Genomic DNA, 13,631 nt, shown 5'->3' with positions numbered 1-13,631 from the left:
CCCTACACGGCCTGCAACTCCACGACCATGGCGGACAATGGCGGCATGAAAGGCGGGAAAACCCCGACATCCATCAACGTCGCTCCGCTGACCGGGACTTTTCCGGAAAATATCGCCTTTTGTGCCTCGGACGGCCGGTACCCTGGCAAGTTTTGCGGCTCAGGAAGCGTGATGCGATAGGTTTTCGCGGGGTCGAGACCGCTCAGCCTGATGGGCGAAGGCCTGCGGGCGGAAACCCAGTCGCGCTGGGCCACCAGGAAGACCCCCGACCGTGCATCGTCGGAGACGACCCCGCGCACGACCCGGGCCGGGTCCGCCGTGCAGAACTGTGCCTGCCCGTGATGGAGCAGGCCGCGCAGCCGCTTGTGGAGCGCGATCCACGCCTTGAGCCGCGTGGACTCCTCGGCGGGCAGGTGCGTCGGATCCAGCTCCACCCCCAGATGCCCGAAAATGGCCACGCAAGCCCGGAAATCCAGCGTCGTCGTCCGGCCGGTGATCCCGTTCGGAACCTCCGAGATATGGCACCCCGTCACTTCCGGCGGCAGGAAATGCCATGCCGCGCCCTGGATCGCCAGACGCTCCAGCGCGTCGGTGTCGTCCGAAGTCCAGACGCGCTGCGTATGTGCCAGCGCGCCCCAGTCCGCGCGGCCGCCGCCGGATGCGCAGCTCTCGATCTCCAGGTCGGGATGCGCCTTGTGCAGCCGCTCCCACAGCGCATAGAGCGCCAGGACCTGGCGGCGGTAGGCCGCGCGGCCTTGTGCATCGGATGCCTCGACCAGATCGCGATTGAAATCCCACTTGATGTAATCGATCCGCACGCTGGCGACCTGCTCCGAGATCGCCTCGAACAGGTAATTCGAGACCTCGGGCCGCGAAATGTCCAGCACCAGCTGGTTGCGGGACGTCCACAGAGGGTAGCCGCGCGTCTGCAGCACCCAGTCCGGATGCGCGCGATACAGGTCGCTGTCCGGATTGACCATCTCCGGCTCGTACCAGAGCCCGAATTCCATGCCGTGCCCGTGAATCCTGTCGGACAGTGGACGCAGGCCATTCGGAAAGACCGAAGCGGCCGAGAACCAGTCGCCAAGCCCGGCATCGCAATCGCGTCGCGCCCCGAACCAGCCGTCATCCAGCACGAACCGTTCGATGCCGAGTGCGGCCGCCGCGTCCACCTGGCGCATCAGTTGATCCTCATGCAGGTCGAACCCGCTCCCTTCCCAGGAGTTCAAGAGGACCGGGCGCGGTTTCATCCTGCCGCCCGGCCAGTGCAGGACGTGGCGACGCGCATGGGCCTGGAAGGCCCGGGCGCATCCGGAAAACCCGGCGGACGAATAGGTGGCATAGGCAACCGGTGTGACCAGCTCGGCGCCAGGCGCGAGATCTCCCTCGCCCGAATAAAGATATTCGCCGCACGACAAACGGACGCGTCCGTCCTCCATCCGCTCCACGCAGAGACGATGACCGCCGCTCCAGCCAAGCTGTACGGCCCAGGCTTCGCCCGCGTTCTCCGAAGTGTTGGCCGGCGAGAGCAGCATGCCGGGGAAGTGGTCGTGCGTGCGGTTGCGGCGGCTCTCCACCACGATCCCGCCACGGGTCAGGTTCATCGGCTCGATGCCGAATTCATTCCCCCACTCGCCGGACAGCACATGCGCGGTATCGACCGACTCGGGCAGCAGATAGGTACCCGAGACAAGCCGCTCGACCCGCAGGGTCTGCGTGCCGGTATTGCTCAGCCGCGCCTGGCTGGTCAGCACGTCATCGGGGCCGAGTTCCAGATTCAGCTCTATCGCAAGCCCGGATACGCTGTCTTTCCCCCGCACCACAAGCCGCTGGCCCTCTCGTGCAACCTGTTCGGTCTCGAAATTCGCAGTCCAGCCGCTTCCATCGGGACGCGCCGCGATCAGGCCGGGCATATCGAAATTCCAGCTGCCGATCGTATCGAGCAGCGTGATCAACGGGCGCCACTGGTCCGGCCCGTTATTGGGGCTGTCCGGGGCACGCACGGCGAAGATCTCGGCCTCCGCGATGTCCTGCGGCAGGCGCCGCCCCCAATACGCGATTTCCGGCAACCCTTCCCGGCGACGGATCAGCAATAAAGTAGCGTTCGTACCATCCAGCCGGATCAATGCTTCAGGATGGCTGCCCCCCTGGCCAGCCGTTTCGATTTCCGGAATGCATGGAGGAGTGATAGGTGCTTGGGTCATAGGCTGTCCTGTCATTTTTATCGACTGTTTGGCCGAAGAATTGCCCACCCGCGAGAAGGGCAGGAAGCGATTGGGTGGTTGCTGTTGGCGCCTTCCTGAATGGCGTGGATCCTGGCTTCTGCAAACACCACCAAGCCCCATCAACAAGGCCCGGCGAGAAGCCAGGATCGGTTCGTGAGGGCACCGGCACGGTGTCCTGTCGCCGCCCGGCACAGCGGCGGAGACCCCGCCGGGACTTGAGCACCGCGACGATGGCGCCGCCGGCGTCGCACCCGCTGTGGAAAGACACTAAACCGGATTCCCGCCCGTTTCAACATATGAAACCAAATCCCACATATCGGGATACCCAGGGTTTTCCTGTCCGAACAATGCAGAGCACAGAATTACCCGTCATGGCATGAATCTCTTCTATTCGGGGGGTGAACCGACTCCTACCATGGAATTCAACGGTTCTTGCCAAGACGTCCTTGTCCTGAACCGACAGTGCTTATTACAAGTAAAACAAGAGGAGAAGCAGATGACGCTCAAAGCCACCAAGATCGCCCTGATCGGTGCCGGTTCGACGGTATTCATGAAGAACCTGCTGGGCGATCTGTTGCAGGTCGAGAAGCTGCGCAACGCCCATATCGCCCTGATGGACATCGACCCGCACCGGCTGGAAACCTCGCAACTGGTCGCCGGCAAAATCGCCGAGGCGGTCGGCGCCTCGCCCACCTTCGAGGCCACCACCGACCGGCGGCGCGCCCTGGATGGCGCCGACTACGTGATCACCATGATCCAGGTGGCCGGCTACAAGCCCGGCACCGTCACCGACTTCGAGGTGCCGAAGCGCCATGGCCTGCGTCAGACCATCGGCGACACCCTGGGCATCGGCGGCATCATGCGCGGCCTGCGCACCGCGCCCGTGCTGGTCGACATCGCCAAGGACATGCGCGAACTCTGCCCGAATGCGCTGATGCTGCAATACGTCAATCCGATGGCCATCAATTGCCTGGCGCTGAATCGTTTCGCCCCGGAAGTTCGCACCGTCGGGCTCTGCCATTCCGTGCAGGGCACTGCCAAGGAGCTGGCCGAGGATATCGGCGTACCGATCGAAGAGATCCGCTATCGCTGCGCGGGTATCAACCACATGGCCTTCTACCTGTCCTTCGAGCGCCTGCTGCCGGACGGCCGCACCGAGGACCTGTACCCGCGCATCCGCTCGGTGCTCGAGACGGGCAAAGTGCCCGACTGGAACCGGGTCCGCTACGAGGTGTTCAAGCACTTCGGCCATTTCGTCACCGAATCCTCCGAGCACTTCGCCGAGTACGTGCCCTGGTTCATCAAGCGCCATCGCCCCGACCTGATCGAGCAGTTCAACATCCCGCTCGACGAATACATCCGCCGCTGCGAGAAACAGATCGGTGAATGGGGACAGCAGGAGCAAGCCCTGCTGGCAGGCGAAGGCCTCAAGATCTGCCGCAGCCACGAATACGCCTCGCAGATCATCGAGGCCGAACTGACCGGCAAGCCGACCCTGATCAACGGCAACGTCATGAATACCGGGCTGATCGCCAACCTGCCGGAAAGCGCCTGCGTCGAGGTGCCCTGCGTGGTCGACCACAACGGCATCCAGCCGACCCGCATCGGCAACCTGCCGGCCGGCCTCGCCGCTCTGATGCAGACCAACATCAACGTGCAGACCCTGACCGTGGAAGCCCTGGCCAGCGGCCGCCGCGAGCACGTCAAGCAGGCGGCGATGCTCGACCCGCACACCGCTGCCGAACTCAGCCTCGACGAGATCGACACCTTGGTCGACGAGCTGATCGAGGCCCACCAGGGCTGGCTGCCGCACCTGAGCTGACCGCCCTCCTGGCTGAGCGAAAACCCTGTCTCGAGGGTTGGCTTTTCAACGAGACATAGAGCGGACTTGACCGCCGTCAGGCCTTCACGCTCGCTTGGTGCCCTGAAAAAGCACAAGCGCTGCTGGTCAGACGGAGTCTGACGGCCAGTCAAATCAAAACGAAAGATTTCTCGATAAGAACAATGAGCCGGGATATACCAAATGAACTTGACGCTCGATACTGATACTGCAGCGGGTCGTGCCCTTCCCTATTTCAAATACGGCATGATCTTCTTCCTCTATTACTTCATCGCCGGTGGAACGGTCCCCTTCCTCGTTATCTGGCTGGGCGACGCGGCCAAGCTGGATGCCGGCGCCATCGGTCTGCTGTTCGGCTGCAAGGCGATCATCGCCATGATGCTTCAGCCGCTGTTCGGCGTGCTGACCGACCGTCTGGACAATCGCAAGCACCTGATCTGGTGCATCGTCGCCCTGCTGACCCTACTGGCCCCCTACATGCAGTGGGTATTCATGCCATTGCTGACAGAGAACCTGCTGGTGGGCGTTCTGGCTGGCGGTCTCTATCTGGGCATCATCTTCGCCGCCGGCGGCGGGACACTGGAGACCTATCTCGAGAAGGCCTGCCGGGCCGGTGATATCACCTATGGCCGAGTACGCATGTTCGGCGCCATCGGCTACGGCAGTTCCGCGGCCCTCTCGGGAATGCTGGTCAGCGAGAATCCCGAAACGATTTTCTGGATCGGCTCGGGCTGCGCCCTGGTGCTGGCCCTGCTGTTCTGGAGAGTCCAGCCGGGCTCGACCGTCGCCCAGACCGATGACCTGCAGGAAAAGCCGGCGCCCGTTTCCTATGCGGCGGTCAAGGATCTGGTGTCCGATCGACGTTTCTGGTCCCTGGTGCTGTATGTCGTGGGCGTCGCCTGTCTCTACGATGTGTTCGACCAGCAATTCGCGAACTTCTTCCGCAACTTCTTCGCCTCGCCACAGCAGGGCACCCAGGTGTTCGGCTTCGTGACCACGCTGACCGAAGGCGGAGTCGCACTCATGATGTTCTGCGTTCCCTGGGTGTTGACCCGTATCGGCGGAAAGAATGCCTTGATCGTTGCCGGAGTCGTGATGGCGATACGCATCATCGGTTCCGCCTTCGCGTCGAGTCCTGCCGAAGTGGTTGCCTTGAAGATGCTGCATGCCCTGGAAGTGCCCTTGATCTATGTCGGCATGTTCAAGTACATCGAAGACGTCTTCGACACCCGGCTGTCCGCGACCATCTACATGATGGGCTTCATCTTCGCCAAGGGCATCGGCGTCAGCCTCATTTCTCCCCTGGCCGGCTATATGTACGGGGCCTTCGGCTTCCGGGAAGGGTATCTGCTCCTGGGCGGCCTGGCCCTTCTGTTCACCGTCGTTTCGATCTTCAGCCTCGATCGGGGCAAGCATAAAAGTGCCTACTCGGCGGACACCCGCGAGGACGGCCCTGCCGTGATCGACGCCCCGGCGCTGTCCCCGGCGCTGCTCTCGAAATAGCGACAACTGAATCAATCGCCTGAAAGCAACCGGCCAGCCGATGTGCAGGAAATCAACATGAAACCTTGCAGATCGGCGAGCCGGCCAAGCCATGCGATGGCCGTGAACAACAAGAGACACATTGAGAGGTTGATATGGTATCGAGCAATAAAATGGACCTGCACCCCGTCTATCCGGATCTCAAGGGCAAGACCGTGCTGATTTCGGGCGGCGGATCGGGGATCGGCGAGGCCATGGTCCGCGCCTTCGCCCGACAGGGCGCCCGGGTCGCCTTCGTCGACATCGCCCGGGAGGCCGGCGAAAAGCTGGAAGCCGAACTGCGCGCCGAGGGACACGAGGTCGGTTTTTGCTGCTGCGACATCACCCGGGAAAGCACCTATCGGGAGGCCATCGAGGGCCTCGCCAAGGCCCTGGGGCCGATCACCGTCCTGATCAACAATGCCGCCAGCGACACCCGCCACACCCTGGAAGAGGTCGGTTCCGACAGGTTCGATCAGTTGATCGCCGTGAACCTCAAGCACGCCTTCTTCGCCATCCAGGCGGTGGCGCCGATGATGAAGGAGGCCGGCGGCGGCTCGATCGTCAACTTCGGTTCCATCGGCTGGATGATGGGCTCCAGCGGCTATCCGGTCTACGCGGCCAGCAAGGCGGCCACCCACGGCCTGACCAAGACCCTGGCGCGCGAGCTGGGACCCCACCGTATCCGGGTCAATACCCTGGTTCCGGGCTGGGTGATGACCGACAAGCAACTCGCACTCTGGGTCGACGACGCGGCCAGGGAGCTGATCAAGCGTAGCCAGTGCCTGCCGGGCAGTCTGGAGCCGGCGCATATCGCCAACATGGCGCTTTTTCTCGCGTCCGACGCAGCGGCCATGTGTTCCGCGCAGAACTTCGTCGTCGATGGCGGTTGGGTATAAGTCTGCTCGACAAAATAATCAGCCCTGGAGTGTTTTTATTCTGCCTCGGGGTTGGTTGCCGGCTCCACTCCTTGCGGTTTCTGCAGAGGCTCGACTTTATAACTTGAAAGTCGCCGGACGATACCGTGCAAAACTCAGGATAGTGTTCATGATTCATGATGTGTTCGATGCACGAAGCTGTATCTTGGGCGAAGGTGTAATCTGGCATCCCGAGCGGAAACAGCTGTTCTGGTTCGATATTCTTGGCCACAAGTTGCTCTCCAACTTTGCTGGCCGCCAGCAGGAGTGGAACTTCGATGATTGCGTATCGGCCGCCGGATGGGTGGATTCAAGCACGCTGCTGATCGCCGGCGAGAGGGCACTGTTTACCTTCGATATCGAGACCGGCAAACAATGCCAGGTTATCCCCTTGGAGACCGACAATCCGCTCACCCGGTCGAATGACGGTCGTGCCGATCCCTGGGGCGGATTCTGGATCGGCACCATGGGCAAACAGGCGCAGTACAAGGCCGGGGCCATCTATCGATACTTCAAGGGAGAACTCCGGCTCCTGTTCCCCGCCATCACCATCTCCAATGCCATCTGCTTTTCGCCGGACCGCCGCTATGGATATTTCGCAGATACCGCCGAAGGCATGATCTGGCGCCAACCTCTGGCGGAGCATGATGGCTGGCCGGTGGGCGAGCCCGAATTGTTCATAGACTGCCGGGATCTTGGCTATAACCCGGACGGTGCAACCGTGGACAACTTTGGCCATCTCTGGAATGCCACCTGGGGTGCGGGAATCATTGTCCGCTATACGCCAAACGGCATGCTGGAGAGCATCCTCGACTGTCCGGCGAAAAACATGACCTGCGTGGCGTTCGGCGGCGAGAACCTGTCCACCTTGTTTGCCACCTCCGCACAGCAAGAGCCGTCCGATCCGGTGTCGCGGCATGCCGGATCGACCTTCAGTTTCGAACTCGGGATTCAAGGTCTGCCCGAATATCAAGTCATCCTCTAGTTTGGTGGGTTTTCATGATCACCCTGCAGAACGAATCGACGCGTCTTGAATTGCTCCCCGAACTCGGCGGCGGCATTGCGAGTTGGGTTGCCCTGAATTCGGGCCAGCCGCTTCTCCAAAGTCCGGTCGACAATAAACACACTCCTTATAGTTGGGGGAAACTTGCCTGCTTTCCATTGGTGCCCTGGTCGAACCGGATAGGACAAGGCGGCTACGAAACCGCCCAAGGATGGCTTCATCTGTCCTGTTTCCAGGAGGATGAGCCCTATCCCATCCATGGCACGGCCTGGCATCAGCCCTGGGAAGTCGCCGCTCGTTCCGCACAGGAGGCGCTGCTCCGGCTCGTCTCCCAGACCCCCTACGCCTACAGGGCCGAGCAGCGAATCATCCTGGCCGGTGACAGTCTCGTGGTGGAGCTGTCCGTGGAGCACCTGGACCAGCACCCGGCCTGGTACGGCCTCGGGCTCCACCCCTTTTTCCCCCGCTGGGAGAACACGCGCCTTCAGGCCTGTGCCGAGGCCGTCTGGTTCGAGGAAAACCAGCGCCTGCCGCGTGTCGAGCGGGCTATCGAGGGCGACTGGCGTTTCGCCGATGGCAACGCCCTGCCGAAGGCCCTGATAGACCATGCCTTTTCCGGCTGGGACGGCAGCTTTCTGATCAGCCAGCCGGATGCCGGTTACCAGCTGGAGTGTTCGGCCACGAACGCCAGGTTCTTCGTGCTCTATACCCCGCCGGGCAAGGATTTCTTCTGCTTCGAGCCGGTTTCCCATCCCATCAATGCCCATCACCTGGAAGGCCGGCCGGGACTGCGGCTGCTGCAACGCAACCAGAAGCTCGACATGCGCATGGTCATGAAGTACCGGGCGCTGTAGCGACGCCTCTGATCGTGGCTCGACCCCGAAAAGCACAATGCACAAGGAAATGCGCCTGTCGCCCGTCGACAGGCCCGACAACAGGAAGCGCGTATGTTTCGTCGTCCATGTTCAAGCACTACCCTCATGAGCGCAGTGGATCCGTCCCTGGAGACCGTCCAGGGCGGCGCATCCGCCGCCAGCCTCCAGGCAGCCGAGGCCGGGCTGGCCTGGTGGACCGATGCGATCATCTATCAGATCTACCCGCGCTCCTTCGCCGACGCCAACGGCGACGGCATCGGCGACCTGCCGGGCGTCACCTTGCGGCTGCCCTACCTGAAGCGCCTGGGCGTGGACGCGCTGTGGCTGTCACCCTTCTATCAATCGCCCCAGGCCGACGCCGGCTATGACGTGGCCGACTACCAGGCGGTCGATCCGCTGTTCGGCACGCTGGAGGATTTCGATCGGCTGTTACACGAGGCCCATGGCCTGGGCATCAAGGTGATCGTCGACCTGGTGCCCAACCACACCTCCGACGAGCACGCCTGGTTCCAGGCAGCGCTCAAGTCGCCGCCGGGCAGCGCCGAGCGCGCCCGCTACCTGTTCCGCGACGGCCGCGGCGAAAACGGCGAGCTGCCGCCCAACAACTGGCAGAGCGTGTTCGGCGGCCAGGCCTGGTCGCGGGCGCCGGGAGACCGGCAGTGGTATCTGCACCTGTTCGACGGCAAGCAGCCCGACCTCAACTGGGACAACCCGCAGGTCCGCGCCGAGTTCGAGCACGTGCTGCGCTTCTGGCTGGACCTGGGCGTGGACGGCTTTCGGGTCGACGTGGCGCACGGCCTGATCAAGGACTCGGAGCTGCCCGATGCGGAGCACCGCAAGGAAAACGGCGTGCTGGTCGGCCCTATGTGGGATCAGGACGGCGTGCACGAGATCTACCGCGCCTGGCGCCGCATTCTCGACGAATACCCGGGCGAGCGCATGATGGTGGCCGAGGCCGTGGTCGGCTCCCACTCCCGGCCGAACTACATCCGCCCCGACGAGATGCAGCAGGCGTTCAATTTCGACTACCTGCTGCTCGAAGGCTGGGAGACGGCGCCCTTCAGGAACGTCATCGACGCCTCGCTGGCCCTGTCGGCCGCAGTGGGCGCGACGACCACCTGGGTGACCTCCAACCACGACGTCGTGCGCGCGCCTTCGCGCTATGGCCTGAGCCGGCCCGGCGCCCACCCCAAGGGTATCGACGCGGCCGGCGAACAGCCGAACGAGGTGCTGGGGCTGCGCCGCGCCCGCGCCCTGGCCCTGCTGACCCTGGCCCTGCCCGGCTCGGCCTACCTCTACCAGGGCGAGGAACTGGGCCTGCCCGAACACACCACCCTGGAGGCCCGCTACCGCCAGGACCCCATGTTCATCCGCACCCGGGGCGCGGACATCGGCCGCGACGGCTGCCGGGTGCCACTGCCCTGGAAGGCGGATGCCCCGTCTCTCGGCTTCGGCCCTGGCGACCGGAGCTGGCTGCCGCAGCCGGCCACGTACGCGCATTACGCCGTGGATCGCCAAGAGAGCGTGGCCGGCTCCACCCTGGAGCTGTACCGGCAGATCTTGCAGCTGCGCCGCGAACATGCACTTGGCAAAGGCCGGCTGCGCTGGGTCGACGCCGGCCGGGATGTGCTGGCCTTCGACAACGGCGACATCCGCGTCCTGATCAATTTCGGAACCGAGCCCGCCGAGCTGCCGGCGGGCGGCCAGGTACTGCTGTCCAGCGAACCGCTGGAGGAGCCGGGCAGGCTGCCCGGCAACACGGCGGTCTGGCTGGCGGGACCGTGCCGCTCCTCAACTTGAAGCGTCAGCGTACCTGATAACGGGCCCCGTCCCTGCGGGTTGTTCGGCAAATGGCGCCATGCGTCGTTGCGGAACCTGGCAAGGGAATGCCACTCCCTGAGTCCCGCGCCTCGCCGAGTGCGGCCCGGCCTGGCGCCATTTGGCTCAGCAACACGACTCGCGGAGAGTGGTGTCGACAGGCCCGAGTCAACCGCTTCGCGCCGGTTATCTCTGGAGACACCTACACATGCCCACCCCCATTATTCCTCTCGGCAGCTTCGTTGCCGCGCTTTCGGCATCCTCCCTGGAGCCTTGGGCATCGTCTGCGCCCTGGGCACTGACAAGCCAGTCCGAAGCGATAGTCCGGCACCTGCTCGGCACCCTTGACGCTTCCGAATTCACCATTTCGAACGAGATCGCCATTCACATCACGGCAATTGTGGAACCTGGTGCAGTGCTCAAGGGGCCGTTGATCCTTGGGCCTCGGTGCTTCGTCGCCTCCGGTGCCTACCTGCGTGGCGGCAACTGGATTGCCGAGCGTTGTGCCTTTGGGCCAGGCGCCGAGCTGAAGTCCTCGTTTGTCTTTGCAGGCACCAGGCTCGCTCACTTCAACTTCGTCGGTGACTCCATCCTCGGCAGCGACGTGAACCTTGAGGCCGGTAGCATCATCTGCAACTACCACAACGAGCGCGTCGACAAAGAGATTCGCATTCGTGCCGGCGAGACACTGCATCCGACCGGCTGCCACAAGTTCGGCGCTGTTGTCGGCGATCATTGCCGCATTGGCGCCAACGCCGTCTTGGCGCCCGGTGCGATCTTGCCGCCTGGCTCGGTTGTACATCGCGCTTCGCTGCACGACGATGAAGTAGGCATCTAGGCAAACGTTGCCGGTATGTACTACTGGCTGACAAAGGCTATGACAGCGAAAGCCTGCGCCACTACTGCGACCGGTATGGCATGAAGCCCATCATTCCCTTACGCAAGATGCACCGTAAGCCTCGAGCGGGCTTGGCTCGCCTGTTTGGCAGACCTCAGTACAAAAAGCACAATGTGATTGAGTGACTGTCCAGTTGGCTCAAGGAAAAGCGCCGTCTTTGCACCCGTTATGACAAGCCGGCCAGCAGCTTCAAGGCCATGGCCACGCTGGCCTGCATCGGAAAACGCTTATGTGCCGACGTCTCAGACTTATTAACGCGGCAATCAAATTCACGATATAAAGGGACATGAAAAAGATCGATGCCCGAAAGCTCTCTCGAGAAACTCAGGACCAGATGCGACGCCTGGCCATGAATCTGCGTGAGCAGCGCGAACTGACTTGGCAAGAGGTTGCCGACGTATTGGGCGTACATCTGAGTACCGTACTAGCCTGGTCCAAACGCTATAGCGAGCAAGGCAGCGAAGGTTTGAAATCCAGGACACGAGGTCGGCGCCAGGCAAGCGGACGGACCTTGACGCTCGCTCAGGAGTGGCAGTTGTGCTCGATTCTGGTGGGCCAGACCCCGAACCAGTTGCAACTCGACTTTGCCCTGTGGAACCGCCGGGCCGTCATGCAGTTGATCAAGCACTTGTATGGCGTCGAGATGCCGATCCGGACGGTGGGTCAGTACCTTCAGCGCTGGGGGTATACCCCACAGCGGCCGACCCGGCAGGCGCTGGAGCAGAACCCGGAGGCGGTCGAGCACTGGCTCGAAGAGACCTATCCGACCGTTGTGGCACGCGCCAAGGCCGAAAACGCGACGATCTACTGGGGTGATGAAACGGCCGTAGCTGAAGATGGGCATTGGATTCGAGGCTATGCGCCGGCAGGAGTCACACCGGTGCTGGTGGCGCCGACCCGCCGTCATGGCCTGAGCATGGTCTCGGCGATCAGCAACCAGGGACTGGTACGGTTCGAGTTCCTGGAGGGGGCCATGAATACCGAGCGGATGATCGGTTTCATGTCGAGGCTGGTGGCGGATAGTGACAGGAAGATCTTTCTGATCCTGGACAACCTGCGTGTCCATCATGCGCGTCAGGTCAGGGAATGGCTTGAAGGGCACAAGGAAGAAATCGAAGCGTTCTACCTGCCACCCTATTCGCCTGAGTGTAATCCGGACGAGTATTTGAACCGCGACCTCAAGACACGCTTGCGCACCAGTGACCGGGCGCGAAACAAGTCGGAATTGCTGGAGAAGGCCGAGGCATTCATGAGCTGGCTGGCCAAAACCCCGGAGCGGGTAGTTGCCTATTTCCAGCATGCGTCAGTGCGTTATGCCACTTAGGGAAATCCTGAAAAAGACTTCCCGATTCTGGTGAAATACACCCGCTCCCTTGTCCGAGTTTCCCGATAAAGCAACTGTCCTTCGCCGATGCCGAGTATGCCGGCAAGCGCAAGCAGACCCGCCGCGAGCGCTTCCTGCTCGAGATGGACCAGGTGGTGCCGTGGCAGGGGCTGATCGCCCTGATCGAGCCCTACTATCCCAAGGGCGAAGGCGGTCGGCCCGCCTACCCGCTGGCAGCCATGCTGCGCGTGCACCTGATGCAGAACTGGTTCGGCTACAGCGATCCGGCGATGGAGGAAGCGCTGTACGAAACCACTCTCCTGCGCCAGTTCGCCGGCCTGAGCCTGGAGCGCATCCCGGACGAAACGACCCTCCTCAACTTCCGTCGCCTGCTGGAGAAGCACGAACTGGCCGGGGGAATACTGGAGGTGATCAACGGCTATCTGGGCGAGCGCGGACTGTCGCTGCGCCAGGGCACCATTGTCGACGCCACCCTGATCCATGCGCCGAGCTCGACGAAGAACAAGGACGGCAAGCGCGACCCGGAAATGCACTCGACGAAGAAGGGCAACCAGTACTACTTCGGCGCAAAAGCTCACATTGGTGCCGACGCTGAGTCGGGTCTGGTGCACAGCGTGGTGGTCACGGCAGCCAACGTGGCAGATGTCACCCAAGTCGACCAACTGCTGCATGGCGAGGAAAACGTAGTGAGTGCCGATGCGGGCTATACCGGCGTAGAGAAGCGCCCCGAGCATGAAGGTCGGCAGGTCATCTGGCAGGTCGCGGCCCGGCGCAGTACCTACAAGAAGCATGGCAAGCGTAGCGCCTTATACAAAGCGATCCGCAAGATCGAGAAGGCCAAGGCCCAGGTACGAGCCAAGGTCGAACATCCGTTCCGCGTGATCAAGCGCCAGTTTGGCTACACCAAGGTGCGCTTCCGGGGATTGGCCAAAAACACGTCACAGTTGGTGACGCTGTTCGCCTTGTCGAATCTGTGGATGGCGCGCCGATATTTACTGGCGAATGCAGGAGAGGTGCGCCTGTAATGCGGGAAACGGTTGCTGCGACGTGCTCGCGGCAGCTAAAAAACGCAGAAACGAGCGGGTGATCTGATCGTTTTTGATCGATTCTCCGCTTTCAAAGTCGGCGGGGGGCTGAAGTCAGCCAGAAATACATGACTACTTCAGACCATCCTTAGATTGGATATTTG

General features: G+C 62.4%; 11 protein-coding genes. 10 read left to right on the top strand and 1 reads right to left on the bottom strand.

Annotated elements, in window-relative coordinates; genetic code table 11:
- Nucleotides 1–2: 2 nt before the first annotated feature.
- Nucleotides 3–2,204, bottom strand: a complete 2,202-nt coding sequence (locus GCU53_RS13175; RefSeq protein ID WP_152388019.1) for an alpha-galactosidase — start codon at nt 2,202–2,204, stop codon at nt 3–5.
- 517 nt (nt 2,205–2,721) lie between these two features.
- On the opposite strand from GCU53_RS13175, the gene melA reads away from it, so the two are divergent.
- The 10 genes from melA to GCU53_RS13130 all read left to right on the top strand — a co-directional run bounded on the left by melA (nt 2,722) and on the right by GCU53_RS13130 (nt 13,467).
- On the top strand, nt 2,722–4,047 hold the full coding sequence (melA, locus tag GCU53_RS13170; protein WP_152388018.1) for an alpha-glucosidase/alpha-galactosidase: 1,326 nt from the start codon (nt 2,722–2,724) through the stop codon (nt 4,045–4,047).
- Between the two features lie 201 nt (nt 4,048–4,248).
- Entirely contained in the window at nt 4,249–5,568 is a 1,320-nt protein-coding gene (locus GCU53_RS13165) for an oligosaccharide MFS transporter (protein WP_152388017.1), read from the top strand.
- Nucleotides 5,569–5,720: 152 nt separating this feature from the next.
- Nucleotides 5,721–6,485 carry an SDR family NAD(P)-dependent oxidoreductase gene (locus GCU53_RS13160; protein WP_208845247.1) on the top strand — a complete coding sequence of 255 codons (765 nt, stop codon included), beginning with the start codon at nt 5,721–5,723 and terminating at the stop codon, nt 6,483–6,485.
- Nucleotides 6,486–6,633: 148 nt separating this feature from the next.
- Nucleotides 6,634–7,488 carry an SMP-30/gluconolactonase/LRE family protein gene (locus GCU53_RS13155; protein ID WP_152388015.1) on the top strand — a complete coding sequence of 285 codons (855 nt, stop codon included), beginning with the start codon at nt 6,634–6,636 and terminating at the stop codon, nt 7,486–7,488.
- A gap of 14 nt (nt 7,489–7,502) precedes the next feature.
- Nucleotides 7,503–8,360, top strand: a complete 858-nt coding sequence (locus GCU53_RS13150; RefSeq protein ID WP_152388014.1) for an aldose 1-epimerase — start codon at nt 7,503–7,505, stop codon at nt 8,358–8,360.
- A 126-nt stretch (nt 8,361–8,486) separates the two neighbouring features.
- A complete protein-coding gene (locus GCU53_RS13145; RefSeq protein ID WP_152388013.1) occupies nt 8,487–10,181 on the top strand; it encodes a glycoside hydrolase family 13 protein in 1,695 nt (564 codons plus the stop codon).
- A 226-nt stretch (nt 10,182–10,407) separates the two neighbouring features.
- Entirely contained in the window at nt 10,408–11,037 is a 630-nt protein-coding gene (locus tag GCU53_RS13140; RefSeq protein WP_152388012.1) for an LbetaH domain-containing protein, read from the top strand.
- A gap of 23 nt (nt 11,038–11,060) precedes the next feature.
- Nucleotides 11,061–11,222, top strand: a complete 162-nt coding sequence (locus GCU53_RS26775) for a hypothetical protein (RefSeq protein ID WP_425278174.1) — start codon at nt 11,061–11,063, stop codon at nt 11,220–11,222.
- A gap of 161 nt (nt 11,223–11,383) precedes the next feature.
- The gene (locus GCU53_RS13135) at nt 11,384–12,421 is read left to right on the top strand and encodes an IS630 family transposase (RefSeq protein ID WP_152388011.1); all 1,038 of its coding nucleotides are present in this window, start codon (nt 11,384–11,386) and stop codon (nt 12,419–12,421) included.
- 65 nt (nt 12,422–12,486) lie between these two features.
- Complete coding sequence (locus GCU53_RS13130; protein WP_152385958.1) at nt 12,487–13,467, top strand: IS5 family transposase; 981 nt, start codon at nt 12,487–12,489, stop codon at nt 13,465–13,467.
- Nucleotides 13,468–13,631: the final 164 nt, after the last annotated feature.

The sequence above is a fragment of the Azotobacter salinestris genome (assembly GCF_009363155.1).
GTDB lineage: Bacteria > Pseudomonadota > Gammaproteobacteria > Pseudomonadales > Pseudomonadaceae > Azotobacter > Azotobacter salinestris.
This window is presented reverse-complemented; position numbering and strand designations above follow the sequence as displayed.

Excerpts from the sequence above, each read along its gene's own strand:
- GCU53_RS13175 (WP_152388019.1), bottom strand. The coding sequence starts at position 2,204 with ATGACCCAAGCACCTATCACTCCTCCATGCATTCCGGAAATCGAAACG.
- melA (WP_152388018.1), top strand. The coding sequence starts at position 2,722 with ATGACGCTCAAAGCCACCAAGATCGCCCTGATCGGTGCCGGTTCGACG.
- GCU53_RS13165 (WP_152388017.1), top strand. The coding sequence starts at position 4,249 with ATGAACTTGACGCTCGATACTGATACTGCAGCGGGTCGTGCCCTTCCC.
- GCU53_RS13160 (WP_208845247.1), top strand. The coding sequence starts at position 5,721 with ATGGACCTGCACCCCGTCTATCCGGATCTCAAGGGCAAGACCGTGCTG.
- GCU53_RS13155 (WP_152388015.1), top strand. The coding sequence starts at position 6,634 with ATGATTCATGATGTGTTCGATGCACGAAGCTGTATCTTGGGCGAAGGT.
- GCU53_RS13150 (WP_152388014.1), top strand. The coding sequence starts at position 7,503 with ATGATCACCCTGCAGAACGAATCGACGCGTCTTGAATTGCTCCCCGAA.
- GCU53_RS13145 (WP_152388013.1), top strand. The coding sequence starts at position 8,487 with ATGAGCGCAGTGGATCCGTCCCTGGAGACCGTCCAGGGCGGCGCATCC.
- GCU53_RS13140 (WP_152388012.1), top strand. The coding sequence starts at position 10,408 with ATGCCCACCCCCATTATTCCTCTCGGCAGCTTCGTTGCCGCGCTTTCG.
- GCU53_RS13135 (WP_152388011.1), top strand. The coding sequence starts at position 11,384 with ATGAAAAAGATCGATGCCCGAAAGCTCTCTCGAGAAACTCAGGACCAG.